The following is a 25,576-nucleotide window of genomic DNA, read 5'->3' on the forward strand; positions in this document are numbered from 1 at the left end:
ACAAATCAACGGCGCGATCTCACCACCTGATACCGACGCGTGAAGTACTCAAACGGCGCGCTCCACACGTGCACCAGGCGGGTGAACGGGAAGATGAGGAAGATCGTCATCCCCAGCACCAGATGCACGCGGAAGATCGGCGCGACGCCGCTCAGCATTTCCGACGAGCCGCCCCTAAACGTGACGATCCCCTGCGCCCAGCCGACCAGCTTCATCATCTCGCTTCCGTCAGGGTACTGAGCGGAGAAAGGAATGGTCGACAGCCCAAGGATGCACTGAAGCAGCAGGATACTCATGATGATAATATCCGGCGTGGTGGACGTGGCGCGCACCCGCTGGTTGAACAGGCGTCGGATCAAAAGCATCGACCCACCGATCAGCGTCAGCACCCCGCAAATACCTCCTGCAATCATGGCTAACTGCTGTTTAACCGCGACGGGTAAAAACCAGGCGTACATCCAGTGCGGGGTTAACATGCCGAACAGGTGCCCGAAGAAGATCCCCAGAATCCCAATATGAAACAGGTTCGAAGCCCAGTTCATCCCGCGCTTGCTGAGCATCTGGCTTGATGACGCCCGCCAGGTGTACTGCCCATAGTCGTAGCGCAACCAACTGCCGAGGAAGAAGACGGTGGCGCAGATGTACGGATAAATGTCATAGAAAAACACGTTCAGGTAATGAGTCATTTTGGGCCTCCGGCGCTCACGTCCACGTACTGCGGCGCGACGTCCTGGCTAAAGCGTCGTTGATATTGCTGCATCGGCGAACTGTCGCACGATGTGGCGTTGTCTTCGATAAACTTGACCTGTTCCTCTTCCCACACGGCGTCCAGCGCCTGACGGGTATCATCACGTTTTTCACCGGATACCTGTTTCGCCACGCTGTCGCTGGAAAGCCGTGTTTCCGCCAGCGACAGCAGGGCGTCAAACAGCTGGTAATGCGCTACCTCGCGCTGTTTCAGGCGGCCTCCAATCAGCGCCAGTATAGGCGCGACGTTTTGCAGCCCTTCACGCGCCTCGTCGTCGCTGACGATACTGAGATATTCCAGATAGAGCGGCAGATAGTCCGGCAGCTCGCGGCAATCCAGCTCCAGCCCGGCTTTCTCATACTGGCTCATCAGGTCGACCATCGCCTGACCGCGATCGCGCGACTCGGCGTGAACGTGCTCGAACAGCAGCAGCGACGTTGCGCGTCCCCGCTCGAAGACTTCACACCATTCGGCCTGCTTATCCAGCAGCGGGGCGCTCAGGTGCTGCTGCGCAAACGGCAGCAGCATGGGCGCATCCTGTTCCACCAGGGAAAGCGCTTCGTCACGGTTTTCCCACAGCAGCTCATCGGGATACTCAATGAGCAGCGCGATGATTTTGAGGATTTGCATTACTCTCCCTCCCCGTGATCGCGCACTTCGGTGATGTTGATCGCGTCGATGCGGCTGCTGTTGAAGAGGTTGAATTTGGTGTCGGAGCCGTGACAGCCGTCACCGAAGGTGAAGCCGCAGCCGTTTTTCTCCGGGAAGGCGTCGCGCGCCATTTCGCGGTGGCTGGTCGGGATCACGAAGCGGTCTTCGTAGTTAGCGATGGCCAGATAGCGGTACATCTCCTCAACCTGCGCTTCGGTCAGGCCCACTTCCTCAATGGCGCGGGTATCGGTCACGCCTTCCACGGTCTGGGAGCGTTTGTAGTGGCGCATCGCCATCATGCGCTTCAGAGCGCGCAGCACCGGGCCGGTATCGCCCGCGCTGAGCATATTTGCCAGGTATTGCACCGGGATGCGCAGGCTTTCGACCGCAGGCAGTACACCGTCGCTCTGCGGCAGACCACCCGCGTCCGCGTAGGACTGAATCGGTGACAGCGGCGGCACATACCAGACCATCGGCAGGGTGCGGTATTCCGGATGCAGCGGCAGGGCGAGCTTCCAGTCCATCGCCATTTTGTAAACCGGGGAACGCTGCGCTGCGTCGATGACGTTCTGCGGGATGCCCTGCTTCAGGGCTTCTTCAATCACCGCCGGATCGTTCGGGTTAAGGAACACGTCGCACTGGCGCTCATACAGATCGGTTTCATGCTCGGTGCTGGCCGCCTCTTCAATACGGTCCGCGTCATACAACAGCACGCCAAGGTAGCGGATGCGTCCAACGCAGGTTTCTGAGCAGACGGTCGGTTGGCCGGACTCGATGCGCGGATAGCAGAAGATGCACTTCTCTGACTTGCCGCTTTTCCAGTTGAAGTAGATTTTCTTGTACGGACAGCCGCTAATACACAGACGCCAGCCGCGGCATTTGTCCTGGTCGATCAGCACAATGCCGTCCTCTTCGCGTTTGTAAATCGCACCGCTCGGGCAGGTGGCAACGCAACTCGGGTTGAGGCAATGCTCGCACAGGCGCGGCAGGTACATCATGAAGGTGTTTTCGAACTGGCCGTACATCTCTTTCTGGATCTTCTGAAAGTTTCGGTCGCGGGCGCGTTTTTCGAACTCGCCGCCCAGCAGCTCCTCCCAGTTTGGTCCCCAGACGATCTTATCCATCCGCTTACCGTCAATCAGCGAGCGGGGGCGGGCGGTAGGGAGGTGATCCCCCTCCGGGGCGCGGTGCAGATCCTGGTAATCGAAGGTGAAAGGTTCATAGTAATCGTCAATCTGCGGCAACACGGGGTTGGCGAAAATTTTCGACAGGACGCCGATTTTTCCGCCGAGGCGCGGGGTCAGCTTGCCGTGAATACTGCGGATCCATCCGCCTTGCCACTCATCCTGATCTTCCCAGTTTTTCGGATAGCCGATACCCGGTTTGGTTTCGACGTTATTAAACCACGCATACTCCATCCCTTCGCGCCCGGTCCAGACGTTCTTACAGGTGACCGAGCAGGTGTGGCAGCCAATGCATTTATCGAGATTCAGTACCATGCCAACCTGTGAGCGTATTTTCATTTTTTCGCCTCCTGAACCTGATCCCGACCTTCGCCGTCCAGCCAGTTAATGTTTTTCATTTTGCGGATCATAATGAACTCGTCGCGATTCGAGCCGACGGTGCCGTAATAGTTAAAGCTGTACGCCAGCTGCGCGTAGCCGCCAATCATGTGGGTCGGTTTCGGACAGACGCGGGTGACCGAGTTGTGGATCCCGCCGCGCCGTCCGGTCACTTCTGACCCCGGAATGTTCAGAATGCGCTCCTGAGCGTGGTACATCATGGTCATGCCCGGCGGCACGCGCTGGCTAACCACCGCGCGGGCGGTGAGGGCGCCGTTGGCGTTGAAGGCTTCGATCCAGTCGTTGTCCTCAATCCCCAGCTCGCGCGCGTCGGTTTCGCTGATCCAGACGATTGGCCCCCCGCGTGACAGGGTCTGCATCAGCAGGTTTTCGCTGTAGGTGGAGTGAATGCCCCATTTCTGGTGCGGCGTCAGGAAGTTAAGCGCTTTTTCCGGGAAGCCGTTCGGCGGGATCTCGCGCATATGGGTGACGCTGCGGGTATCAATCGGTGGACGATAGGCCACCAGACTTTCACCGAAGGCGCGCATCCAGGTGTGATCCTGATACAGCTGCTGGCGGCCGGAAATCGTGCGCCACGGGATCAGCTCGTGAACGTTGGTATAGCCTGCGTTATACGAGACATGCTCGCTCTCAAGGCCGGACCACGTTGGGCTGGAGATAATTTTGCGCGGCTGCGCCTGAATATCGCGGAAGCGAATTTTCTCGTCTTCTTTGTTCAGCGCCAGATGGGTGTGATCGCGCCCGGTCAGTTCGCCGAGGGCCTCCCAGGCTTTGACCGCGACCTGACCGTTGGTTTCCGGCGCAAGAGCGAGGATCACCTCTGAAGCATCAATGGCGGTTTCAATGCGTGGTCGGCCTTTGGCCGGTCCGTCGAGCTTGACGTAATTGAGCTTGCCGAGGAAATCGACTTCGTTTTGCGTGTTCCACGATATGCCTTTTCCGCCGTTGCCGAGTTTGTCCAGCAGCGGACCGAGAGAAGTGAAGCGCTCGTAGGTTTCCGGATAGTTGCGCTCGACGACCGCAATGTTTGGCGCGGTTTTACCGGGGATGAGATCGCACTCGCCTTTGCGCCAGTCCAGAATATCAAAAGGCTGCGACAGTTCCCCCGGGGAGTCATGCTGTAGCGGCTGTAGCACCACGTCAGTTTCGGTGCCGAGATGCCCGACGCACACTTCAGAGAAGACTTTGGCGATGCCTTTGTAGATCTCCCAGTCGCTGCGGGACTCCCACGCCGGGTCAACGGCGGCAGAGAGCGGGTGAATAAACGGATGCATGTCCGAGGTATTCATATCGTCTTTTTCATACCAGGTGGCGGTCGGCAGGACGATATCGGAGAACAGGCAGGTGCTGGACATACGAAAATCGAGCGTCACCAGCAGATCCAGCTTGCCCTCAATGGCGGCGGTTTGCCATTCCACCTCTTCAGGTTTGACATCATCCGTTGAGCCTAAATCTTCGCCCTGAATCCCGCTCTCGGTGCCAAGCAGGTATTTGAGCATGTACTCATGGCCTTTTCCGGACGAGCCAAGCAGGTTAGAACGCCAGACAAACAGGTTGCGCGGGTGGTTCTTGCCGTTGTCCGGCTGTTCGCAGGCAAAGCGAATATCGCCAGATTTTAACGCCTGCACGGTGTAATCCTGCGGCGACATCCCGGCGGCGTCGGCGCGGGCCTTAACGTGCAGCGGGTTGAGGTTGAGCTGCGGCGCGGAAGGGAGCCAGCCCATGCGCTCGGCGCGGACGTTGAAATCAATCAGGTGACCGGTGAATTTCGACGCGTCTGCAAGAGGAGAAAGCAGCTCCTGTGCGGTGAGCTTCTCATAGCGCCACTGGCTGGCGTGGTTGTAGAAGTAAGAGGTGCTGTTCATCTGGCGCGGCGGACGGTTCCAGTCCAGTGCGAAGGCCAGCGGCAGCCAGCCGGTTTGCGGGCGCAGTTTCTCCTGGCCGACATAGTGCGACCAGCCGCCGCCGCTTTGCCCGACGCAGCCGCAGAAGACCAGCATGTTGATCATCCCGCGGTAGTTCATGTCCATGTGGTACCAGTGGTTCACACCGGCCCCGAGGATGATCATCGAACGACCATGGGTTTTGTGCGCCGTGTCGGCAAATTCACGGGCGATTTTTTCTATCAGGTAAGCGGGTACGCCGGTAATTTGTTCGCCCCAGGCCGGGGTGTAGGCTTTGATCTCGGCGTAGTTTGCCGCCGCGTTACTGTCTTCCAGACCGCGATCGAGGCCGTAGTTTGCGAGCACCAGATCGTACACGCTGACCACGCGTCTCGGGCTGCCGTCGGCCAGCGTCAGGGTTTTACTCGGTACGCGGCGCGTCAGCACCGGCTCCTGCTTCACGCTGCGGAAATGCGGGTTCTCGTTGCCCCCGAAGTAAGGGAAGGCCACGTCTGCCACACTGTCGTGGGTGATGAGCAGGGAAAGCGTCAGCTCGGTCTCCTGTCCCGCGGCCAGCGACTCCAGGTTCCATTTGCCTTTTTCGCCCCAGCGGAAACCGATAGAGCCGTTCGGCGCCACCAGATTTCCGGCGACGTCAAAGGCGATGGTTTTCCACTCCGGATTATTGGTTTCACCCAGCCCGTCGGCCAGATCCGACGCGCGCAGCATGCGGCCCGGCACCACGCGACCATCAGCCTGTTCATCCAGCAGGACCAGCATCGGCATGTCGGTGTAGCGGCGGCAATAGTTGAGGAAGTAATCGCTCGGGTTATCAAGGTGGAACTCTTTGAGGATCACATGCCCCATCGCCATGGCGAGGGCGCTGTCGGTACCCTGTTTGGGGGCCAGCCACTGGTCGCTGAGCTTCGCCACCTCCGAGAAGTCCGGCGTAATGGCGACGGTCTTGGTGCCTTTGTAACGCACTTCGGTAAAGAAGTGGGCGTCCGGGGTACGCGTCTGCGGCACGTTCGAGCCCCAGGCAATGATATAGCTGGAGTTGTACCAGTCCGCCGATTCCGGCACGTCGGTCTGCTCGCCCCAGGTCATCGGCGATGCCGGAGGCAGATCGCAGTACCAGTCATAGAAGCTCAGGCAGGTGCCGCCGAGCAGGGAGAGATAGCGCGTACCGGCGGCATAAGAGACCATCGACATGGCCGGGATGGGGGAAAAACCGGCTACCCGATCCGGGCCGTAGTTTTTGATGGTCCAGACGTTGGCGGCAGCAATCAGCTGGTTAAGCTCTTTCCAGTTTGAGCGGATAAACCCGCCTTTACCCCTCGCCTTTCTGTAGCTTTGCGCTTTTTGCGGATCGTTCTGAATGGCATCCCAGGCCAGCACCGGATCGGTATGCTGCGCCAGCGCCTCGCGCCAGAGCTCGATCAGCCTGCGGCGTACCAGCGGGTACTTGAGACGGTTGGCGCTGTAGAGATACCAGGAGTAGCTTGCGCCACGCGGGCAGCCGCGCGGTTCGTGGTTAGGCAGGTCGGGGCGGGTACGCGGGTAGTCGGTCTGCTGGGTTTCCCATGTCACCAGGCCATTTTTGACATAAATCTTCCAGCTACAGGAGCCGGTGCAGTTAACGCCGTGGGTGGATCGCACAATCTTGTCGAACTGCCAGCGCTGACGGTAGCTGTCCTCCCAGTCGCGGTTGGTGTGGTACACCTGGCCGTGCCCATCGGCGAAACTGTCGCCTTTTGTTTTGAAGTAACGGAAGCGGTCCAACAGTTTGCTCATGACATTTCTCCTGCTTCGATAACATGGCCGGAGGGTGAGGCATCACGCTCCGGCGAAGAGGTAGTTATTATTTTTGTGAGGATTTGCGGCCGTACACCAGCCAGGTGACGAGCACGCAGACGATGTAAAACACGAGGAAGACTTTCATGGCGCCCACCGGGGAACCGGTCATCGCCAGGGAGGTGCCAAAGGCTTTGGGAATAAAGAACCCGCCCACCGCACCGATGGCAGAGATAAAGCCCAGCGCCGCAGCCGTTTCGGTCACCGCTTCATGCTGTGCCTGTTCATCGCTCCCGCCCTGTTTTTTCACGCGGTCGAGGGTGATTTGGCGAAAGATAATCGCGATCATCTGGAAGGTCGAGCCGCTACCCAGGCCTGCGGTCAGAAACAGGCCCATAAAGACCAGATAGAAGGCGATAAAGCTGCCTGAACCAGACCCGGGGAGCGTCAGGAAAATCAGGGCGCTAAAGATGGCCATAAAGACGAAGTTGATCAGCGTCACCCTTACGCCGCCCAGTCTGTCCGAAATCATTCCGCCAGCCGAACGCGCCAGGGCGCCGATCAGTGGGCCAAAGAAGGCGAGGTGGAGGATATTAACGTCCGGAAACTGGGTTTTCGACAGCATGGCAAAGCCTGCCGAGAAACCGATAAACGAGCCGAAGGTTGCCAGATAAAGCAGGCTCAGCAGCCAGAGATGAAAGCGCTTAAGCACCGGAAGCTGGCTGGCAATGGACGCTTTCGAGCTGGCGATGTCATTCATGCCAAAAAACGCCGCAATGGTGGCCAGAATCAGCAGCGGCGCCCAGATCCACGCCGCGTTCGCCAGCCACATCGTCGAGCCATCCTCCTGCGGTACGCCGTGCACGCCGAGGAAGGTAAACATCGGCAGGAAAATCACCAGCGGCGCAACCAGCTGCATCACACTCACGCCCAGGTTACCCAGCCCGCCGTTAATGCCCAGTGCGCTGCCCTGTCTGGCTTTCGGGAAGAAGAAGCTGATGTTTCCCATACTGGAAGCGAAGTTGGCGCCGGCAAAACCGCAAAGCAGCGCGATGATAATGAAGATCCAATAGGGCGTGGCGGTATTCTGGATGGCGATCCCAAGCCAGACACAGGGTACGACCAGGATAACGGTGCTTAACACGGTCCAGTAACGCCCGCCAAATATCGGCACCATAAAAGAGTAGGGGACACGCAATATCGCGCCGGAGAGAGAAGGTAATGCCGTTAGCATAAAAAGCTGATCGGTGCTGAAATTAAATCCGACCTTATTAAGATTTACCGCAATAGCGCTAAACAACATCCAGACGCAAAACGCCAGAAGCAAACATGCCACGGAAATCCACAGGTTTCTTCGTGCGATATGTTTCCCTTTATTCTCCCAAAATTGCGCGTTTTCCGGTTTCCAGTTACTCAACAGATGCTGATTACTCTTCTCGCTTTGATGTGACATATCACCCTCTTGCTTACCGAAGTGGAGAGAAAAAAGAAGGAAAAACAGAAAGATACCTGTCAGTGGCGTATGAAATTTATAGGATGTTATGGGATACATCTGAAAGGATAGATAAAAAAGCGAATCCCTGAGTTTGGAATGGGAATCAGGGTTCGCTTTATGTGTTACTAATTGTAACTCTTTGCGGAAATTAATACTCCGATGGGAGTATTAAAACAATTCGAGGGAGATAAGTTTATCCAGATGCTTATTAAATGCCGCGTCGTCCATTTCAGGCATATTTAAGACGTATATGCCATCCAGGCCACATACCAGACCAATTAAACGCCAGGCGATATTTTCCGGCTGATCAGCAAGCGTAAAGGCGTTGGCCTCCGCCCCGGCGCGGATAATTGCGACCGTTTCCTGGTGCCACATCTCCATGGTCAAAACGTAGGCGCCTTTGATATCGCTATCCCGGCTGGCGAGAATTTGCGCCTCCCGCCACAGTCGAATGTAGGGCTCAAACCCGCCGTCATCGCTGCCGAGCATGGCATGCAGGCGCTCGCGCCAGCCTGCGTTTTCGCCAACGATTTCAGCATCCAGCAAATCGCGGATCAGCCTGACAAACGCCAGCGATTTAAGCTCGCCCGCCGACGCAAAGTGGTGATGCACCTGCCCGGTGGCGACGCCCGCTTCGGTAGCGATTCGGCGCACGGTCATCGCAGCGAATCCTTCGGTCAGCGCCACGCGCATTGCGGCCTGTAGGATCTCTTCCCGCCGCTCGTCCTTGCTTAGATAACGCATAATTTCTCACTCTCAATGGCAACGAAACGAGTGTAACAAAGAGCTGGACAAGTGTTCAACTTTACGTAGGATCGCAATCTGGACATGTGTCCAGTTTTTAACTGAAAAGGAAATTTATGTTTCGTCAGTGGTTAGCGTTAGTGATTATCGTGCTGGTGTATATCCCGGTGGCGATTGACGCGACGGTGCTGCACGTGGCGGCGCCAACATTGAGCATGACGCTGGGTGCCAGCGGCAACGAATTGTTGTGGATTATTGATATTTACTCGCTGGTGATGGCGGGGATGGTGCTGCCGATGGGCGCGCTGGGCGATCGCATAGGTTTTAAGCGCCTGCTGATGATCGGCAGCGTGCTGTTTGGCCTGTCATCGTTAGCGGCGGCTTTTGCGCCGTCCGCGGGCTGGCTGATTGCCGCCCGCGCGTCGCTGGCGATTGGCGCGGCGATGATCATTCCGGCTACGCTTGCAGGGATCCGCACGCTGTTTATTGACGTGCGGCACCGTAACATCGCCCTTGGCGTCTGGGCTGCCGTTGGGTCGGGCGGCGCGGCGTTTGGCCCGCTGATTGGCGGCATGCTGCTGGAGCACTTTTACTGGGGTTCGGTCTTCCTGATTAACGTGCCGATCGTGCTGATCGTGGTTTCGCTTGCTGCGCGCTTTGTGCCTGCTCAGCAGGGTCGGCCCGAGCAGCCGCTCAATATCAGCCATGCCATTATGCTGATTGTCGCCATTTTACTGCTGGTCTACAGCGCCAAAACCGCCCTGAAAGGGGTGCTGTCGCCGTGGATGGTGGCCTCTACGCTGCTTACCGGGGCGGTGATGCTGTTTATTTTCGTCCGTATCCAGCTGCGCGCGCGCGTGCCAATGATAGACATGCGTCTGTTTTGCCATCGCATTATTTTAAGCGGCGTGGTCATGGCAATGACCGCCATGATTGCGCTGGTGGGCTTTGAACTGCTGATGGCGCAGGAGTTGCAGTTCGTGCATGGTTTTACGCCGTTTGAAGCAGGGATATTTATGCTGCCGGTGATGGTGGCGAGCGGATTTAGCGGGCCGATCGCGGGTGTGCTGGTCGGGCGTCTGGGGCTGCGCATTGTCGCGGCCGGAGGCATGGGGCTAAGCGCGATCAGTTTTATCGGCCTGTCGACGCTCGATTTCAGCACCCAACAGTGGCAGGCGTGGAGCCTGATGGTGCTGCTGGGCTTCAGTGCCGCCAGCGCACTGCTGGCATCGACGTCAGCGATCATGGCTGCCGCGCCGAAAGAGAAAGCGGCCGCGGCAGGCGCGATCGAAACCATGTCCTACGAGCTGGGCGCTGGTCTCGGGATCGCCATTTTCGGTCTGCTGTTAACCCGCAGCTTTTCGGCGTCAATTGTACTGCCGCAGGGGCTGAGCGCGTCGCTGACCGATAAAGCCTCGTCGTCCATCGGTGAAGCGATGAAGGTCGCGCAGGAGCTGACGCCGTCACTGGCCGAGCCGGTGATGACGGCGGCGAAAACCGCGTTCATCACCTCGCACAGCGTGGCCCTGGGCAGTGCGGGAGCCATGCTGATGATTCTGGCGATCGGGATCTGGTTTAGTCTGGCGAAGGTCGGAGGGCAGCAGTAAAAAAAAGGCCAGCCGCGAGGGCTGGCCTTTTGAACTAACACCTCTTAGAACTGGTAGGTCAGACCTACAGCCACGATGTTGTCGGTAGCCACTTTGGCATCTTTGGTGAACTGGCTGTCATCCACGAGATTGATTTTGTAATCAACGTAGGTGGACATGTTTTTGTTGAAGTAGTAGCTCGCGCCAACGTCAACGTATTCAACCAGGTCCTGGTCGCCATAAGAACCGATGTCTTTACCTTTGGATTTCAGGTAAGCGATGGATGGACGCAGACCGAAGTCAAACTGGTACTGAGCCACAACTTCGAAGTTCTGTGCTTTGTTGGCAACGTGACCGCTACCGAACGCCGTCATGTTGCGGGTTTCAGAGTAGGTGGTTGCCAGGTAGATGTTGTTCGCATCGTACTTCAGGCCAGCAGCCCAGACTTCTGCGTTTTCGCCACCGGCGTTCAGGTTGCTTGCAGCACGAACCTGACGGTCAGTACGGTCAGATTTCGCGTAGGTCGCACCCACACCGAAGCCGTCGTATTCATAGGTAGAAGACAGACCCCAGCCGTCACCGTTGGATTCGGTGATCTCTGAACGGTCGTTTTTACCCTGGTACTGGGCAGCCACGTTCAGGCCGTCAACCAGACCAAAGAAGTCGGTGTTACGGTAGGTGGCAACGCCAGTGGTACGACCGGTCATGAAGCCGTCAGTCTGCGTCCAGGTATCGCCACCGAACTCTGGCAGAACGTCAGTCCATGCGCCGATGTCATAAGCAACACCGTAGTTACGACCGTAGTCGAAGGAACCGAATTCATCGAATTTCAGACCAGCGAAGGCCAGACGGGTTTTGTTGCCGTCGGAACCCTGAGCTTCAGAGCGGTTGCCCTTGAACTCATATTCCCACTGGCCGTATCCGGTCAGTTGATCGTTGATCTGAGTTTCACCTTTGAAGCCCAGACGAACGTACGTTTTGTCGCCGTCGCTACCAGCATCATCAGAAAAATAGTGCAGACCAGTAACTTTGCCGTACAGATCCAGTTTGTTACCGTCTTTGTTAAAAACTTCAGCCGCGTTAACAACGCCAGCCGCCAACATGGAAGTCACTGCCACTGCAACTAATTTAAGTTTCATCTTAACTAACCCTTATAATTTTATTTAGGTATTTCCTAAGCCACCTGAGCGATTTTTAAACGAGGCTTATCGTCAATGGCAGACTATTTTTAAAATTCCGTAGACTGCTTTCAATAATAAGTTTCAAAATATTAAAGATAATTTCAATTAGTGTGATCCTGATCCGATAAATTTCCCTTAAATCGCTCAATAAGGTTAATTAATATACATAAATTGATTATTAACAAAACACGATAATAAGGCTGGAAATAGTTGCCATGCGTTTTTGTTTTTAGAGAGAGATAAAAGGGCTTGGCAGATAATGTCAAGGAATGGGGCGCGTTATTGACTTTTAAAACAGTGGTTTGTGGATTTATCCGGAAGCCAGCAACTGCTTTTTAAAAGAAACATCCAGAAATAAACTATTGCACTATGTGCTATATAGCGCGGGAATATTGGGGTTGAATTAATTACACGCGTTGTCAGTTTATGTCAATTTCCACAACGGATCTGACTTTCTATGAGTACTCTATACAGAAATAGAAATACATACGAATGTTATAAATAATATTCTTTATTGTGATCACATATTAAAATAATGTTAATTTTTACCGGGCATGATTCGTGCCCGGTAAAATTAAAATACTATTAGCGGGTGGCATACCAGCAAAGTAATGATCCGGCGCAAACCATTAATGCCCCTTGCCAGAATGAGAATGAAAGCGGAGAGCTCAGCATAATAGCCGCCAGCGCGGCAGAGAGTACCGGGGTGAAGTAGGAGACGGCCGCAAGCACAGTGACGTTACCGTGGAGGATCCCAATGTTCCAGGCGGCGTAGCCAAAGCCAAGGGCAACACCACACATCAACAGTTTCACGACTACCGGCACGCTGAATACCATTTCGGGCTGATCGCTGACGGCATATTTGACCCACAGGCTCAGGGCGGTCAGCAGGACGAAAAGAGTAATGCCATTTTGCCCTCTGGCATACCTGCTGGTGACGGTGCAGTAGGCGGCCCAGATAAAGGCACCGGCAAATGCCAGCCCGTAGCTCAGCGGGCTGGAAACGATGTTTAGCATGATGTCGTGAACGTGCAGCCCGTTTTCGCCGCCTAAGACCCAGCCCACGCCCAACAGGGAGATCGCTAAGCCGGGGATCACCCACAGGGTGGATTTTTGTCCGTTGAACAAAATGGCGAACACAATCGTCAGGCTTGGCCAGAGATAATTGACCATGCCCACCTCAATTGCCTGCGAGCGCGTCGCGGCAAAGCCAAGCGACAGGGCAAGGCACATTTCATAGCTGACAAACAGGACGCTGCCCGCAATGAGATAGCCTTTCGAAAACCGTTTAATATCAGGGAAACCTACCGTCGCCAGACACAATAATCCGCTGACGGTGTAGATCATCGCTGCGCCCCCCACCGGGCCAAGTCCCTCACTGACGCTGCGGATGAGACCAACCATGGTACTCCACAGCAGTATGGCCACCAGGCCAATCAGCGTTGCTCTTTTTCTGTCCATTACCCTGCCAGTCTCATAAAAATCAAAGGGTAAACTTATAGCATCTAACCCATTCACCAGGCGAATTTTCTGTTTCGCGGTTAACCCGAAAGGAGTAATAAATCATACCGGCGGTGACTATTAAGGGGGCGAAGTTCGGCGACCTTGATTTGACGCAAAAAAAACAGGGGCTTTGCTGTTAGTTTGCGGCGCGAAGTCTTATCAGATAACGAGGACAGCAATGGACGTCAGCCGCAGACAATTTTTTAAAATCTGCGCGGGCGGTATGGCCGGAACAACAGCCGCAATGCTGGGATTCGCTCCCAAAATGGCGCTGGCTCAGGCACGCAACTATAAACTGCTGCGCGCGAAAGAGATCCGTAACACCTGCACATACTGCTCCGTGGGTTGTGGGCTATTAATGTATAGCCTGGGTGATGGCGCGAAGAACGCCAAAGAAGCGATTTATCATATTGAAGGGGACCCGGACCATCCGGTGAGCCGCGGGGCGCTTTGCCCGAAAGGGGCGGGGCTGCTGGACTACGTCCACAGTGAAAACCGTCTGCGCTATCCGGAATATCGTGCGCCGGGCTCTGATAAATGGCAGCGCATCTCCTGGGACGAGGCCTTCTCACGTATTGCAAAACTGATGAAAGCGGATCGCGACGCCAACTTTATTGAAAAGAACGAGCAGGGCGTTACGGTTAACCGCTGGACCTCCACCGGGATGCTGTGTGCGTCTGCGGCAAGTAATGAGACCGGCATGCTGACGCAAAAATTTGTGCGCTCCCTCGGCATGCTGGCGGTTGATAACCAGGCGCGCGTCTGACACGGACCAACGGTAGCAAGTCTTGCTCCAACATTTGGTCGCGGTGCGATGACCAACCACTGGGTTGATATCAAAAACGCAAACGTCGTGGTGGTGATGGGCGGTAACGCCGCTGAAGCCCATCCGGTGGGATTCCGCTGGGCGATGGAAGCGAAAAACAACAACGATGCGACGCTGATTGTCGTCGATCCACGCTTTACGCGTACGGCATCGGTGGCTGATATTTATGCGCCGATCCGCTCCGGTACGGATATTACGTTCCTTTCCGGCGTGCTGTTGTACCTGATCGAAAACAATAAGATTAACGCGGAATACGTTAAGCATTACACCAATGCCGGCCTGCTGGTGCGGGAAGATTTCGCCTTCGAAGATGGCCTGTTCAGCGGCTATGACGCAGAGAAACGTCAGTACGATAAATCGTCCTGGAACTATCAATTCGACGAAAACGGCTACGCGAAACGCGATGAGACCCTGACCGATCCGCGCTGCGTGTGGAACTTGCTGAAACAGCATGTTTCCCGTTATACGCCAGACGTGGTGGAAAACATCTGCGGTACGCCGAAAGCAGACTTCCTGAAAGTATGTGAAGTGCTGGCCTCCACCAGTGCCGCCGACAGAACAACCACCTTCCTGTACGCGCTGGGCTGGACGCAGCATACCGTGGGCGCGCAGAACATCCGTACCATGGCGATGATCCAGCTGCTGCTCGGCAACATGGGGATGGCCGGTGGTGGTGTGAACGCCCTGCGCGGACACTCCAACATTCAGGGCTTAACCGATCTCGGCCTGCTGTCGACCAGCCTGCCGGGTTACCTGACCCTGCCGTCGGAGAAGCAGACCGACTGGCAAAGCTGGCTTGACGCCAATACGCCAAAAGCGACGCGTCCGGACCAGGTGAACTACTGGAGTAACTATCCGAAGTTTGCCGTCAGTCTGATGAAATCGTTCTACGGCGATGCGGCGCAGAAAGAGAATGACTGGGGCTTTGAGTGGTTGCCGAAATGGGATCAGGCTTACGATGTCATCAAGTATTTCAACATGATGGATAAGGGCGACGTCACGGGGTATATCTGCCAGGGCTTTAACCCGGTGGCGTCATTCCCGGATAAAAACAAAGTCGTTCGCAGCCTGAGCAAGCTGAAGTACATGGTGGTTATCGATCCGCTGGTCACCGAAACGTCTACGTTCTGGCAGAACCACGGCGAGTCTAACGATGTTGATCCGGCATCCATTCAGACCGAGGTGTTCCGCCTGCCATCGACCTGCTTTGCGGAAGAGGACGGTTCTATTGCCAACTCTGGCCGCTGGCTACAGTGGCACTGGAAAGGTCAGGATGCGCCGGGTGAAGCGCGTAATGACGGCGAAATTCTGGCCGGGATTTACCATCGTCTGCGCGAGATGTACCGCACCGAAGGCGGCAAAGGCGCTGAGCCGCTGCTGAAGATGAGCTGGGACTACAAGCAGCCGGATCATCCTGAGTCCGAAGAGGTGGCAAAAGAGAACAACGGCGTGGCGCTGGCCGACCTGTACGATGCCAACGGCAATCTGGTGGCGAAGAAAGGCCAGTTGCTCAATAGCTTCGCGCTGTTGCGTGACGACGGCAGCACGGCCTCGTCCTGCTGGATCTACACCGGCAGCTGGACGGAGCAGGGTAACCAGATGGCCAACCGTGATAACGCCGATCCGTCAGGCCTGGGCAACACGCTGGGCTGGGCATGGGCGTGGCCGTTGAACCGCCGCGTACTGTACAACCGTGCCTCCGCAGACGTGAACGGTAAGCCGTGGGATCCGAAACGCATGCTGATCGAGTGGAACGGCACGAAGTGGACGGGGAACGATATCCCGGACTTCAGCACCGCCGCGCCGGGCAGCAACACCGGGCCGTTTATCATGCAGCCGGAAGGGTTGGGACGTCTGTTTGCCATCGACAAGCTGGCGGAAGGGCCGTTCCCGGAACATTACGAGCCGATGGAAACGCCGCTCGGCACTAACCCGCTGCACCCGAACGTAGTTTCCAGCCCGGTAGTGCGTATCTATGAAGATGACGTGCTGCGTTTAGGTAAAAAGGACAAGTTCCCGTATGTCGGAACTACCTACCGCCTGACCGAGCATTTCCATACCTGGACCAAACATGCGCGGCTTAACGCCATCGCGCAGCCGGAACAGTTTGTGGAGATAAGCGAAACGCTGGCGAAGGCGAAAGGCATTGCCAATGGCGATCGCGTGACGGTGAGCAGCAAGCGCGGCTTTATTCGCGCGGTAGCGGTGGTCACCCGTCGTCTGCAAAGTCTGAACGTACACGGCCAACAGGTAGAAACCGTCGGCATCCCGCTGCACTGGGGCTTTGAAGGGGTGGCGCAGAAAGGCTACATCGCCAATACCCTGACGCCAAACGTCGGCGATTCCAACTCGCAAACGCCGGAGTATAAAGCGTTTCTGGTCAACATCGAGAAAGCGTAAGGAGCGATTAAATGGCGATGGAAACACAAGACATTATTAAACGCTCCGCGACCAACCCGATAACGCCCGCGCCTCGCGCGCGGGACTACAAGGCAGAAGTCGCCAAGCTGATCGATGTCTCCTCCTGTGTGGGCTGTAAGGCCTGCCAGGTGGCCTGCTCGGAGTGGAACGATATCCGCGACGAGGTGGGGCACTGCGTTGGCGTTTACGATAACCCGGCTGATCTGAGCGCCAAGTCCTGGACGGTGATGCGCTTTAGCGAAACCGACCAGAACGGCAAGCTGGAGTGGCTAATCCGTAAAGACGGCTGTATGCACTGTGAAGATCCGGGCTGCCTGAAGGCATGCCCGTCTGCCGGTGCAATTATTCAGTACGCCAACGGGATCGTCGACTTCCAGCAGGATAACTGTATCGGCTGCGGCTACTGCATCGCAGGCTGTCCGTTTAATATCCCGCGCCTCAATAAAGAAGATAACCGGGTCTATAAATGCACGCTGTGTGTCGATCGCGTCAGCGTCGGACAGGAGCCTGCCTGCGTGAAGACCTGTCCTACCGGGGCTATCCACTTCGGCACCAAAAAAGAGATGCTGGAAGTGGCGCAGCAGCGGGTGGATAAGCTCAAAGCGCGCGGCTATGACAAGGCCGGAATTTATAACCCGCAGGGCGTGGGCGGTACGCACGTCATGTATGTTCTGCACCACAATGACCAGCCGGAGCTGTATCACAATCTGCCGAAGGATCCGGCGATCGATACCTCAATCAACCTCTGGAAAGGGGCGCTTAAGCCGCTCTCAGCGGCGGGCTTTATCGCCACCTTTGCCGGGCTGATTTATCACTACATCGGTATCGGGCCGAATAAAGAGGTGGATGACGACGAGGAGGAGCATCATGAGTAAGTCGAAAATGATAGTGCGCACAAAATTTGTCGATCGCGCCTGTCACTGGACGGTGGTCATCTGCTTCTTCCTGGTGGCGGTATCCGGCATTTCGTTCTTCTTCCCGACGCTACAGTGGCTAACGGAAACCTTCGGGACACCGCAGATGGGGCGCATACTGCATCCGTTCTTCGGCGTACTGATTTTCGTGGTGCTGATGTTTATGTTTGTACGTTTCGTTCATCACAACATCCCTGACAAGCAGGATATTCCGTGGCTAAAAGGGATTGTTGAGGTTCTGAAAGGCAACGAGCATAAAGTCGCGAAGGTGGGCAAATATAACGCCGGGCAGAAGATGATGTTCTGGACCATCATGAGCATGATTTTTGTGCTGCTGGTGACCGGGGTGATCATCTGGCGTCCGTATTTTGCGCACTATTTCCCGATTCAGGTAGTGCGTTATGCGCTGCTGATCCACGCGACCTCGGCCATTATTCTGATCCACGCCATTCTGATCCATATGTATATGGCATTCTGGGTGAAAGGATCGATTAAAGGCATGATTGAAGGGAAGGTGAGCCGCCGCTGGGCGCAGAAGCACCATCCGCGCTGGTACCGCGACATTGAGCGTCTTGAAGCGCAAAAAGAGAGTTCGGAAGGGTTGAAGTAAACCTCGCGCCGTCGGCATTGTCCGGCGGCGCTGCGCTTGTGCTGGTCTGCTTCCCTGTATCAAAACCGCTCTGCAATATACCGGAAGGGATATTTTGTTGGCTTCACTTTGCCGATCTTGCGTTTCGGTAAATCCACCTTGTCAACGTGAATTTCTTTATAGGGGATCTGTGAAAGCAGATGCGAAATAATATTCAACCGCACCCGTTTTTTATCTTCTGAGCGCGCCACAAACCACGGCGCCCAGGCGGTGTCGGTTGCTTTAAACATCGCATCACGGGCGAGGGTATATTCATCCCACAGATTGAAAGATTTTATGTCCATTGGAGACAGCTTCCAGATCTTGCGACCATCATTAATGCGATCGCGCAGGCGGCGTTCCTGCTCTTTTGGCGTTACTTCAAGCCAGTATTTCAACAATATGATACCGGCATCGACCATCGCTTTTTCCATTACCGGCGTTCCATCAAGAAATTTGTCGGCCTGCTCTTCGGTACAGAAACCCATTACTCTTTCCACGCCTGCGCGGTTGTACCAGCTCCGGTCAAAAATGACGATTTCACCGGCAGAGGGCAGATGGGGAACGTAACGCTGAAAATAGAGCTGACTTTTCTCTTTATCGGTGGGGGCCGGTAACGCAACAACGCGAAACACCCGGGGGCTGACGCGTTCGGTGATGGCTTTGATGGCGCCGCCTTTACCCGCGCCGTCTCGCCCTTCAAAAACAATACAGACCTTTAACCCTTTGGCGACCACCCATTGCTGGAGCTTAACCAGTTCAACATGGAGGCGGCGAAGCTCTTGCTCGTACGCTTTGGTTTTGAGCGGCGCGTTTTTAACGACATCATCAACAACACGGGTTTTCTTCTTACTGACCATGGCGGGTCTCCCTATGGGTCCGGTCGCGGGATCGAGGCCGTACTAAGCGTGTAATCGGCCTGAATGAATGGATTAATGTGTCAGAAAGCTGATTTGAACTGGTTCACCATACAAGTTTAATCAATAATGCACGCTGCGTATTTTTTAACAGTGGTCGCGGTATGAAAAAAACAATTTTTTCGTTAGCACTGGCTACCTTTGGCCTGGGAATGGCTGAATTTGGCATCATGGGCGTGCTGACAGAACTGGCTCATGATACGGGCATTTCGATTCCCTCCGCCGGAAATATGATTTCGTTTTACGCTTTTGGCGTAGTGATCGGCGCGCCGATTGTGGCGCTGTTCTCCAGTAAATTTTCGCTGAAAACAACGCTGCTGTTTCTGGTGGCGATGTGCGTCGTCGGTAACGCGCTCTTTACCTTCTCTGACACCTACATAGGGCTGGCGGCGGGGCGCTTAATCTCTGGTTTCCCGCATGGCGCGATTTTCGGTGTGGGGGCGATAATCCTGTCAAAAATTGCGCCACCGGGTAAGGTGACGGTTGCTGTAGCAGGGATGATTGCCGGGATGACCGTTGCCAATTTGCTTGGCGTCCCGCTCGGGACCTGGCTGGGACATGAATTTAACTGGCGCTACACCTTCTTTTTGATTGCCGTCTTTGATGCGCTGGTGATCCTCTCTGTTCTGCTGTGGGTGCCAGACATTCACGACACGACAACCACCCGGCTGACAGAACAATTCCACTTCCTGAAAAAACCGGAACCGTGGCTAATTTTTGCCGCAACGATGTTTGGCAATGCCGGGGTGTTTGCCTGGTTTAGCTTCGTGAAGCCGTTTATGGTCAACGTGTCAGGCTTTTCCGAGGGCGTCATGACCGCGATCATGATGCTGATGGGGCTGGGCATGGTGCTGGGTAATGTCTTCAGCGGCAAGCTGTCGTCGCGCTTTAGCCCGCTGCGCATTGCTGCCACCACCGACATGGTGATTGTGGCTTCGCTGCTGTTACTGTTCGCGTTTGGCGAGCTTAAAACAGCTTCACTGGTAATGGGGTTCGTCTGCTGCGCCGGGCTGTTTGCGCTCTCTGCGCCGCTGCAAATACTGCTGCTGCAAAATGCGAAAGGCGGCGAGATGCTGGGCGCCGCAGGCGGGCAAATGGCGTTTAACCTCGGCAGCGCAATAGGCGCGTATTTCGGTGGAATGATGATTACGCTCGGCTTTAGCTGGAGCTATGTCACGCTTCCGGCAGCGATCTTATCCTTCTCAGCAATGACCTCTCTGTTGATGTACGGTTTTTTATGTGCCAAAAAGCGTCAGGCCAACGCAGGAGCGCTGGCCTGATTTCACGCTTTGCCCGCTGGTCGCGGGCACAGGAGGGGACTACACGAATTTCGCCAGCGGGTCAGCGGCGGCAAATGCGACTGCTTTGTCTGCTGCTGGCGGGTAAATCAGTTCGTTGGTGATGGCGACTTTGATCTTTTTGCCTTCCTCGCGCACGGATTTAACACGCTGTTCCCAGCCCTCGGTGTACACCGCGCCCCAGCCACCCAGATCCAGACAGGTGACGTAATTCACCTGACGGTAAGGGTACGGCTCCAGATTTAACAGGCTGGCAGCTGCGTTATGTCCGGCGAATTTCCCCAGCTGGATCGCGTGCTGGCAGGTCATCAGTGCCGTGTTGCCCGCATCGTCCGTTTTGGCGTGCGCCATATCACCCGTCGCGTAAACCTCCGGATGCGCAGGGACCTGCAACGTGTCGGTGACGATAAGGCGTCCCTGAGTGTCGCGTTCCCCGTCAATTTGCAGGCTGAGGGGGTTAGCTTCTACACCTGCCGTCCACACTACAGTCGCGCTGGCAATGCGCTCTCCGTTTTTCAGCGTCACGCCGCTGGCATCAATAGCTTCAATTTCACTGTTTAAACGCCATTCAACGTCCAGCGCGTTGCTTGCTTCTTCAATGGTGTTACGCAGCGCTTCGCTGTAACGCCCGCCAATGGTTGGACCTCTTTCAACTACGATCACTTTAGTCTTTGTATCGGCGCCGAAGCGGGTGCGAAGACGAGCAGGGAGTTCCGTTGCCAGCTCAATGCCGGTAAAACCGCCGCCACACACGACCACGGTATTGCGTTCTGGGGTGGAGGGGCGCGAAACCAGCGAATCAAGATGTTGCTCGAACAGCCTGGCGGAGTCGAGTTGGTCGATCTCAAATGCGTATTCAGTCAGACCGGCAATCGGCGGACGTTTAGTCTGGCTACCGGTTGCGAGGATCAGACGTTCCCAGTTGACTTCGGCAATGGCGCCGTTTGAATCGCGATACAAAACGGTTTTAGATGAGGTATCAATACGTTGTGCTTCGCCCGAAATAAAGGCAATACCCAGTTCAGCAAACAGTTCGGTCAGTAGCGCGACCATCGTCGACACGTTCTCTTCATAAAAACGTGGACGAACGCGCAGTTCCGGCACCGGGGCCAGCACGGCAATGCTGAGGCTATTATTACCTTCCAGAGCAGAAAGACGCGCGGCGCTGACCGCAGCCCACATACCGGAAAACCCACTACCCACAATTAAAATCTGCTTTTTCATTCTCGATCCTTTTGTTCGTCAGGCTGTGTGTCTGACATAACTACCACTATACTTGTCGGAGTTAACTGCGACAACTTCTTTCTGAGTTAAAATTCGTTATAATGCAGCGAACAATGACCCGGAGTGAGCCATGGCGTTTTACAGTTCTGGTGTGGAATATGGCATTCATAGCCTGATGTGTATGGTGGATGCAAAAGGCAATGAGCGTGAGATGAGCGTCCGGGAGATGGCGGCCTTGCAGGGCGTACCGTACGACTATCTTGGGAAGATTTTCACTCGTTTGTCACGCGCGGGGCTGGTTATCAGCACCGAAGGCAAGGGGGGAGGATTCCGGCTGGCGCGTCCGGCAGAGCTGATCAGCGTGCTGGACGTGGCGCACGCCATCGACGGCGATAAGAATATGTTCGAATGTCGGGAAGTGCGTCAGCGCCTGGCGGTATTTGATGAAACGCCACCGGCCTGGGTCTGTGACGGACCGTGCGGGGTGCGATCGGTTATGGACAGCGCGCAGCAGCGGATGGAAGAGGAGTTAGGACGCCATACCATCCTGGATCTGGCGCGGAAGATGTATCGAAAAGCGCCGGACACGTTCCAGATCGAGGTTCAGGAGTGGATTTCCGATCGCCGTTTGTCTACGTGACAGGCCGGGCAGGGCAAACCCGCTACCCGGCCACCGCGGTTAAGAACGTAAATCAATCACCATACGGCCACGGATCTGGCCCTGTTCCATCTCTTTAAAGATGGCGTTGATATCTTCCAGTGGGCGCAGCGTGACTTTCGGAACCACCTTACCTTCAGCCGCAAACTGGAAGGCTTCGAGCAGATCCTGACGAGTACCCACCAGAGAGCCCACCACCTGAATCCCATCCAGGACCAGACGTGGTATATCCAGGCTCATCGCTTCCGGCGGCAGGCCAACAGCCACCACGCGGCCTCCGGCGCGAACTGCATCAACGGCAGAGTTGAAGGCCGCTTTCGCTACCGCCGTCACCACTGCCGCATGTGCGCCGCCGGTTTTCTCCTGAATCACTTTTGCCGCATCTTCACTGCGGGAGTTCACGGTTAAGTCTGCGCCCATGCTGGCAGCGAGCTTCAACTGCTCGTCATTCACGTCAATGGCGATAACTTTCGCATTAAAGACATTTTTGGCGTATTGCAGTGCGAGGTTGCCCAGACCGCCAAGGCCATAGATCGCAATCCACTGGCCGGGTTTGATCTCAGAGACTTTTACCGCTTTGTAGGTGGTGACACCGGCGCAGGTGATGCTGCTGGCCGCCGCAGAGTCCAGCCCCTCCGGGACTTTAACCGCGTAATCCGCGGTCACGATGCACTCTTCCGCCATGCCGCCGTCGACGGAGTAACCCGCGTTTTTTACGTCACGGCACAGAGTTTCGTTGCCGGTATTACAATATTCACAGTGGCCACAGCCTTCGAAGAACCACGCCACGCTTGCACGATCGCCAACTTTCAGTGACGTGACGCCCGGACCAATCTCTTTGACAATACCAATCCCTTCATGGCCGAGGATCACCCCGGTCTTGTCGCCAAAATCGCCATTTTTAACATGGAGATCGGTATGGCAAACGCCACAGCACTCCATCTTCAGCAGCGCTTCACCATGTTTGAGCGCGCGTAAGGTTTTCTCTGTAACGTTAACCTGATGATCCTGAGTGACAACAGCAGCCTTCATGTGTTTCTCCTTTTACTAATGAGTATCTGCATAGCAGGTGTAATACCCATTAAGGATTAATACTTTGGCGGTGTAATGCAAGGCAACCGCAACATAATGTCATCAATTAATTCAGTTTCAGATTAAGAATACGGTGATCCTCTAATAATCAGTAGGGGAAAACGCTAACGTAAAAAACCCGGCGTAACGACCGCCGGGTACAGATTTATAGTTGGGCTTCTATCTCCTCAATCTCTCTTCGCCATTGCGCCTGCAACTGCGGTTTTTGGTGTTTTGGCTTGCGCGCCAAATCCTCTTCCAGCAGCATTTCCAGGGCAACCAGGCGTTCGAGCAGATCGTTAGACGCTGAAGGTGGTGCCTTCGATGCAGTCTTCGACGCCTCAGGCACCACCGGACCGGTGCTCGCACGCAGGCGCTCAAACACCGCCTCCGCATCGTGCCATTCGCTAAGCCTGCCGTCCTCAATCAGCCAGTAGCGGTTACAACTCTGGCTAATTAACTGACGATCGTGGCTCACCAGCAGCACTCCGCCTTCAAACTGTTGCAGTGTTTCCGCCAGCGCCTCTTTGCCTTCCATGTCCAGGTGGTTGGTTGGCTCATCCAGCATCAGAAGGCTATAGCGAGCAAGCGTCAGGCCGATGAACAGCAGGCGCGAACGTTCCCCACCGCTCAGCGTACTGACTTTTTGTCCGTGTCGCGCCCACGGGAACCCGGCACTGATGAGGGCCATTTTACGGGTCTGCGGATCTGGCGCGAAAGGCTCCAGCGCGTCAAAGATTGTTGCCTCCTCCGAAAGCTGATTCAGCGTCTGATCGTAATAGCCTGGCGACACGCGAGGATGAAGTTTCAGGCCAGTCTCTGAAGGTTCACCTGAGAAATGCCGCCAGATAAGCTTCATCAGTGATGATTTGCCGCAGCCATTACGCCCGACGATAGCCACGCGATCGCCACTTGTAAGCCGCGCAATGTCGACGTGAAACAGCTCAGACAGGCCAGGCTCAGGCGCTACGCTTAGGTTTTCCATCTCCAGTAGCCGGTCTGCCCGCAGGGCGTCACCGCGCAGGGTTAATGTCCACGGACTGCCTGCGGTGAGCTCTGTCTGACTCTCCTTAAGCCGTTCGACCTGCTTTTCCATCTGTTTGGCTTTGCGGGCCAGATCTTCGTTATCGTAGACCTTGCCCCAGGTGGCCAGCCGTCTGGCACTGGCGGTTACGCGATCAATCTCCTTTTGCTCCGCCTTATGCCGCAGCGCATCACTTTCGTCTTTGGCTACCAGCGCCTGACGCGCGGCGGTGCAGGGAAGGGCGAAGTAGTGCAACATCTTATCGCGCAGGATCCAGCTGCCGTTGGTGACGGCATCCAATAGTTGCCTGTCGTGTGAGACCAGCACAAAGCTGCCGGACCAGTTCTGTAAAAACTGTTCCAGCCAGAGCAGGGTCGGCAAATCGAGGTGGTTACTCGGTTCGTCCAGCAGTAACAGATCTGGATCGCCGATCAGCGCCCGCGCCAGCAGGAGACGCGTGTGCTGCCCGCCGCTCAGCGTTGCCGACGTTAAGGCCATGTCCTGCGGTGTAAAGCCCATACCCGCCAGCAGCGTTTCAGCTTTCCAGTGCAGACTCTCGCGTTCAGTCGCGGGCAGTTGCGCCAGCACGGCATCCAGCATGGTCAGGGGATAAATGGCTTCTGGCAGGTGTTGCTCAACGCGCGCCATCAGACAGTATCCGGCCAATGCGACGGTTCCGGCAGCAGGGGAGTCTGTGCCGTCCAACACCTTCAGCAACGTACTTTTGCCGCAGCCGTTGTCGCCCAGCAGGCCAATGCGGTCGCCTTTTTTCAGCGTAAAGGAGAGGGAGTCGAACAGCGTGCCAAACGCCGTATCAACACGTAAAGATTGTGCAGTGAGTAAAGTGCTCATTGTTGCTTACCCAAGAGTTACAGGCATGTTTATGCCTCGTCAAACATCGCTGACGATAACTCAGTAAGCCCGAGAGAAGGGATTTCAGGGGTTGGTGTCTTCGCTCAAGCGGAAGTTATCGCAGCACGATACCGATAACGCTTGAGCTGGTGCGATCACCAAATGTATGTGAAACATTGAAAATTTCACAGTACAGCATAATTGGCCTCCTTATAAGTTAAGTGATTATTAGTAACCATCACTATACAACATTTTCATAGTATGAACATACTACTGCGGCAAAAAGCGATATCTTCGGTTGCGGATACAGAACTAAGCGCGTGATGTGATAAAAGGAAGGGCAGCGTCGCTGCCCAGAATCATCTTTTTCGTATAAGCAAATACAGGGATAGCGTGATTACAGACGCAATGAATATGGCCATGCCGAAGAAAACATACAAAACAAAATCCATTATCCTTTCGTCGCCATATATTCCAAAAAGCTCCACAAAATCGTACTGCGTTTCTGGTGGAACAATCTTGTAGAGTGTGAACATTGATAGAAACACGGCTATACACCACAACAACACAAGGAA

General features: G+C 55.4%; 18 protein-coding genes. 6 read left to right on the top strand and 12 right to left on the bottom strand.

Annotated elements, in window-relative coordinates:
- Window positions 1-5 precede the first annotated feature (5 nt).
- The 6 genes from narI to ACOTX2_RS07445 form a co-directional block, all read right to left on the bottom strand.
- A complete protein-coding gene (gene narI, locus ACOTX2_RS07420; RefSeq protein WP_023306265.1) occupies window positions 6-686 on the bottom strand; it encodes a respiratory nitrate reductase subunit gamma in 681 nt (226 codons plus the stop codon).
- Complete coding sequence (narW, locus tag ACOTX2_RS07425) at window positions 683-1,378, bottom strand: nitrate reductase molybdenum cofactor assembly chaperone (RefSeq protein ID WP_022651230.1); 696 nt, start codon at window positions 1,376-1,378, stop codon at window positions 683-685. Before narW ends, narI begins: the two co-directional genes overlap by 4 nt.
- Window positions 1,378-2,922, bottom strand: a complete 1,545-nt coding sequence (narH, locus tag ACOTX2_RS07430; protein WP_063147283.1) for a nitrate reductase subunit beta — start codon at window positions 2,920-2,922, stop codon at window positions 1,378-1,380. Before narH ends, narW begins: the two co-directional genes overlap by 1 nt.
- Window positions 2,919-6,659, bottom strand: coding sequence for a nitrate reductase subunit alpha (locus tag ACOTX2_RS07435; RefSeq protein WP_063147284.1), 3,741 nt, complete (start codon window positions 6,657-6,659; stop codon window positions 2,919-2,921). The genes narH and ACOTX2_RS07435 overlap by 4 nt, the downstream gene beginning before the upstream one ends.
- 67 nt (window positions 6,660-6,726) lie before the next feature.
- Window positions 6,727-8,112, bottom strand: a complete 1,386-nt coding sequence (locus ACOTX2_RS07440) for a NarK family nitrate/nitrite MFS transporter (protein ID WP_058646716.1) — start codon at window positions 8,110-8,112, stop codon at window positions 6,727-6,729.
- 210 nt (window positions 8,113-8,322) lie between these two features.
- A complete protein-coding gene (locus tag ACOTX2_RS07445; RefSeq protein WP_015570471.1) occupies window positions 8,323-8,898 on the bottom strand; it encodes a TetR family transcriptional regulator in 576 nt (191 codons plus the stop codon).
- 116 nt (window positions 8,899-9,014) lie between these two features.
- Here ACOTX2_RS07445 and ACOTX2_RS07450 point away from each other — a divergent pair, with 116 nt between their 5' ends.
- Window positions 9,015-10,505 (top strand): MFS transporter, encoded by a 1,491-nt coding sequence (locus tag ACOTX2_RS07450; RefSeq protein ID WP_023306260.1) that lies wholly within the window; start codon window positions 9,015-9,017, stop codon window positions 10,503-10,505.
- A gap of 44 nt (window positions 10,506-10,549) precedes the next feature.
- Here ACOTX2_RS07450 and ompC read toward each other — a convergent pair whose 3' ends face one another.
- Window positions 10,550-11,623, bottom strand: a complete 1,074-nt coding sequence (gene ompC, locus ACOTX2_RS07455) for a porin OmpC (protein ID WP_063147286.1) — start codon at window positions 11,621-11,623, stop codon at window positions 10,550-10,552.
- A 627-nt stretch (window positions 11,624-12,250) separates the two neighbouring features.
- Window positions 12,251-13,126, bottom strand: coding sequence for an aromatic amino acid DMT transporter YddG (yddG, locus tag ACOTX2_RS07460; protein ID WP_022648206.1), 876 nt, complete (start codon window positions 13,124-13,126; stop codon window positions 12,251-12,253).
- A gap of 220 nt (window positions 13,127-13,346) precedes the next feature.
- Here yddG and fdnG point away from each other — a divergent pair, with 220 nt between their 5' ends.
- From fdnG to fdnI, 3 genes are read left to right on the top strand one after another with little or no spacing between them, the layout of a single operon-like run.
- Window positions 13,347-16,394: a formate dehydrogenase-N subunit alpha gene (gene fdnG, locus ACOTX2_RS07465; RefSeq protein WP_100148801.1), complete on the top strand. Its 3,048-nt coding sequence runs from the start codon at window positions 13,347-13,349 to the stop codon at window positions 16,392-16,394.
- Window positions 16,395-16,405: 11 nt separating this feature from the next.
- The gene (gene fdxH, locus ACOTX2_RS07470; protein WP_003857048.1) at window positions 16,406-17,290 is read left to right on the top strand and encodes a formate dehydrogenase subunit beta; all 885 of its coding nucleotides are present in this window, start codon (window positions 16,406-16,408) and stop codon (window positions 17,288-17,290) included.
- Window positions 17,283-17,939, top strand: a complete 657-nt coding sequence (gene fdnI, locus ACOTX2_RS07475) for a formate dehydrogenase-N subunit gamma (protein WP_023300174.1) — start codon at window positions 17,283-17,285, stop codon at window positions 17,937-17,939. Before fdxH ends, fdnI begins: the two co-directional genes overlap by 8 nt.
- Before the next feature lie 59 nt (window positions 17,940-17,998).
- Here fdnI and ppk2 read toward each other — a convergent pair whose 3' ends face one another.
- The gene (ppk2, locus tag ACOTX2_RS07480; protein WP_022648203.1) at window positions 17,999-18,817 is read right to left on the bottom strand and encodes a polyphosphate kinase 2; all 819 of its coding nucleotides are present in this window, start codon (window positions 18,815-18,817) and stop codon (window positions 17,999-18,001) included.
- A 161-nt stretch (window positions 18,818-18,978) separates the two neighbouring features.
- On the opposite strand from ppk2, the gene araJ reads away from it, so the two are divergent.
- Window positions 18,979-20,154, top strand: a complete 1,176-nt coding sequence (gene araJ, locus ACOTX2_RS07485; RefSeq protein ID WP_023306256.1) for an MFS transporter AraJ — start codon at window positions 18,979-18,981, stop codon at window positions 20,152-20,154.
- 39 nt (window positions 20,155-20,193) lie between these two features.
- Here araJ and ACOTX2_RS07490 read toward each other — a convergent pair whose 3' ends face one another.
- Window positions 20,194-21,396 carry an NAD(P)/FAD-dependent oxidoreductase gene (locus ACOTX2_RS07490; protein ID WP_063147288.1) on the bottom strand — a complete coding sequence of 401 codons (1,203 nt, stop codon included), beginning with the start codon at window positions 21,394-21,396 and terminating at the stop codon, window positions 20,194-20,196.
- Window positions 21,397-21,526: 130 nt separating this feature from the next.
- On the opposite strand from ACOTX2_RS07490, the gene ACOTX2_RS07495 reads away from it, so the two are divergent.
- On the top strand, window positions 21,527-22,036 hold the full coding sequence (locus ACOTX2_RS07495; protein WP_038416099.1) for an RrF2 family transcriptional regulator: 510 nt from the start codon (window positions 21,527-21,529) through the stop codon (window positions 22,034-22,036).
- Window positions 22,037-22,075: 39 nt separating this feature from the next.
- On the opposite strand, the gene adhP is transcribed toward ACOTX2_RS07495, so the two are convergent.
- Window positions 22,076-23,086, bottom strand: coding sequence for an alcohol dehydrogenase AdhP (gene adhP, locus ACOTX2_RS07500; protein ID WP_022648199.1), 1,011 nt, complete (start codon window positions 23,084-23,086; stop codon window positions 22,076-22,078).
- A 205-nt stretch (window positions 23,087-23,291) separates the two neighbouring features.
- Complete coding sequence (locus tag ACOTX2_RS07505) at window positions 23,292-25,001, bottom strand: ABC-F family ATP-binding cassette domain-containing protein (protein WP_063147289.1); 1,710 nt, start codon at window positions 24,999-25,001, stop codon at window positions 23,292-23,294.
- Between the last annotated feature and the right edge of the window lie 575 nt (window positions 25,002-25,576).

Source organism: Enterobacter cloacae complex sp. IR5412 (assembly GCF_049237385.1).
Classification (GTDB): domain Bacteria; phylum Pseudomonadota; class Gammaproteobacteria; order Enterobacterales; family Enterobacteriaceae; genus Enterobacter; species Enterobacter intestinihominis.

Bases quoted from the DNA above. Each gene is read 5' to 3' on its own strand.
- narI (WP_023306265.1), bottom strand. From the start codon at position 686: ATGACTCATTACCTGAACGTGTTTTTCTATGACATTTATCCGTACATC.
- narW (WP_022651230.1), bottom strand. From the start codon at position 1,378: ATGCAAATCCTCAAAATCATCGCGCTGCTCATTGAGTATCCCGATGAG.
- narH (WP_063147283.1), bottom strand. From the start codon at position 2,922: ATGAAAATACGCTCACAGGTTGGCATGGTACTGAATCTCGATAAATGC.
- ACOTX2_RS07435 (WP_063147284.1), bottom strand. From the start codon at position 6,659: ATGAGCAAACTGTTGGACCGCTTCCGTTACTTCAAAACAAAAGGCGAC.
- ACOTX2_RS07440 (WP_058646716.1), bottom strand. From the start codon at position 8,112: ATGTCACATCAAAGCGAGAAGAGTAATCAGCATCTGTTGAGTAACTGG.
- ACOTX2_RS07445 (WP_015570471.1), bottom strand. From the start codon at position 8,898: ATGCGTTATCTAAGCAAGGACGAGCGGCGGGAAGAGATCCTACAGGCC.
- ACOTX2_RS07450 (WP_023306260.1), top strand. From the start codon at position 9,015: ATGTTTCGTCAGTGGTTAGCGTTAGTGATTATCGTGCTGGTGTATATC.
- ompC (WP_063147286.1), bottom strand. From the start codon at position 11,623: ATGAAACTTAAATTAGTTGCAGTGGCAGTGACTTCCATGTTGGCGGCT.
- yddG (WP_022648206.1), bottom strand. From the start codon at position 13,126: ATGGACAGAAAAAGAGCAACGCTGATTGGCCTGGTGGCCATACTGCTG.
- fdxH (WP_003857048.1), top strand. From the start codon at position 16,406: ATGGCGATGGAAACACAAGACATTATTAAACGCTCCGCGACCAACCCG.
- fdnI (WP_023300174.1), top strand. From the start codon at position 17,283: ATGAGTAAGTCGAAAATGATAGTGCGCACAAAATTTGTCGATCGCGCC.
- ppk2 (WP_022648203.1), bottom strand. From the start codon at position 18,817: ATGGTCAGTAAGAAGAAAACCCGTGTTGTTGATGATGTCGTTAAAAAC.
- araJ (WP_023306256.1), top strand. From the start codon at position 18,979: ATGAAAAAAACAATTTTTTCGTTAGCACTGGCTACCTTTGGCCTGGGA.
- ACOTX2_RS07490 (WP_063147288.1), bottom strand. From the start codon at position 21,396: ATGAAAAAGCAGATTTTAATTGTGGGTAGTGGGTTTTCCGGTATGTGG.
- ACOTX2_RS07495 (WP_038416099.1), top strand. From the start codon at position 21,527: ATGGCGTTTTACAGTTCTGGTGTGGAATATGGCATTCATAGCCTGATG.
- adhP (WP_022648199.1), bottom strand. From the start codon at position 23,086: ATGAAGGCTGCTGTTGTCACTCAGGATCATCAGGTTAACGTTACAGAG.
- ACOTX2_RS07505 (WP_063147289.1), bottom strand. From the start codon at position 25,001: ATGAGCACTTTACTCACTGCACAATCTTTACGTGTTGATACGGCGTTT.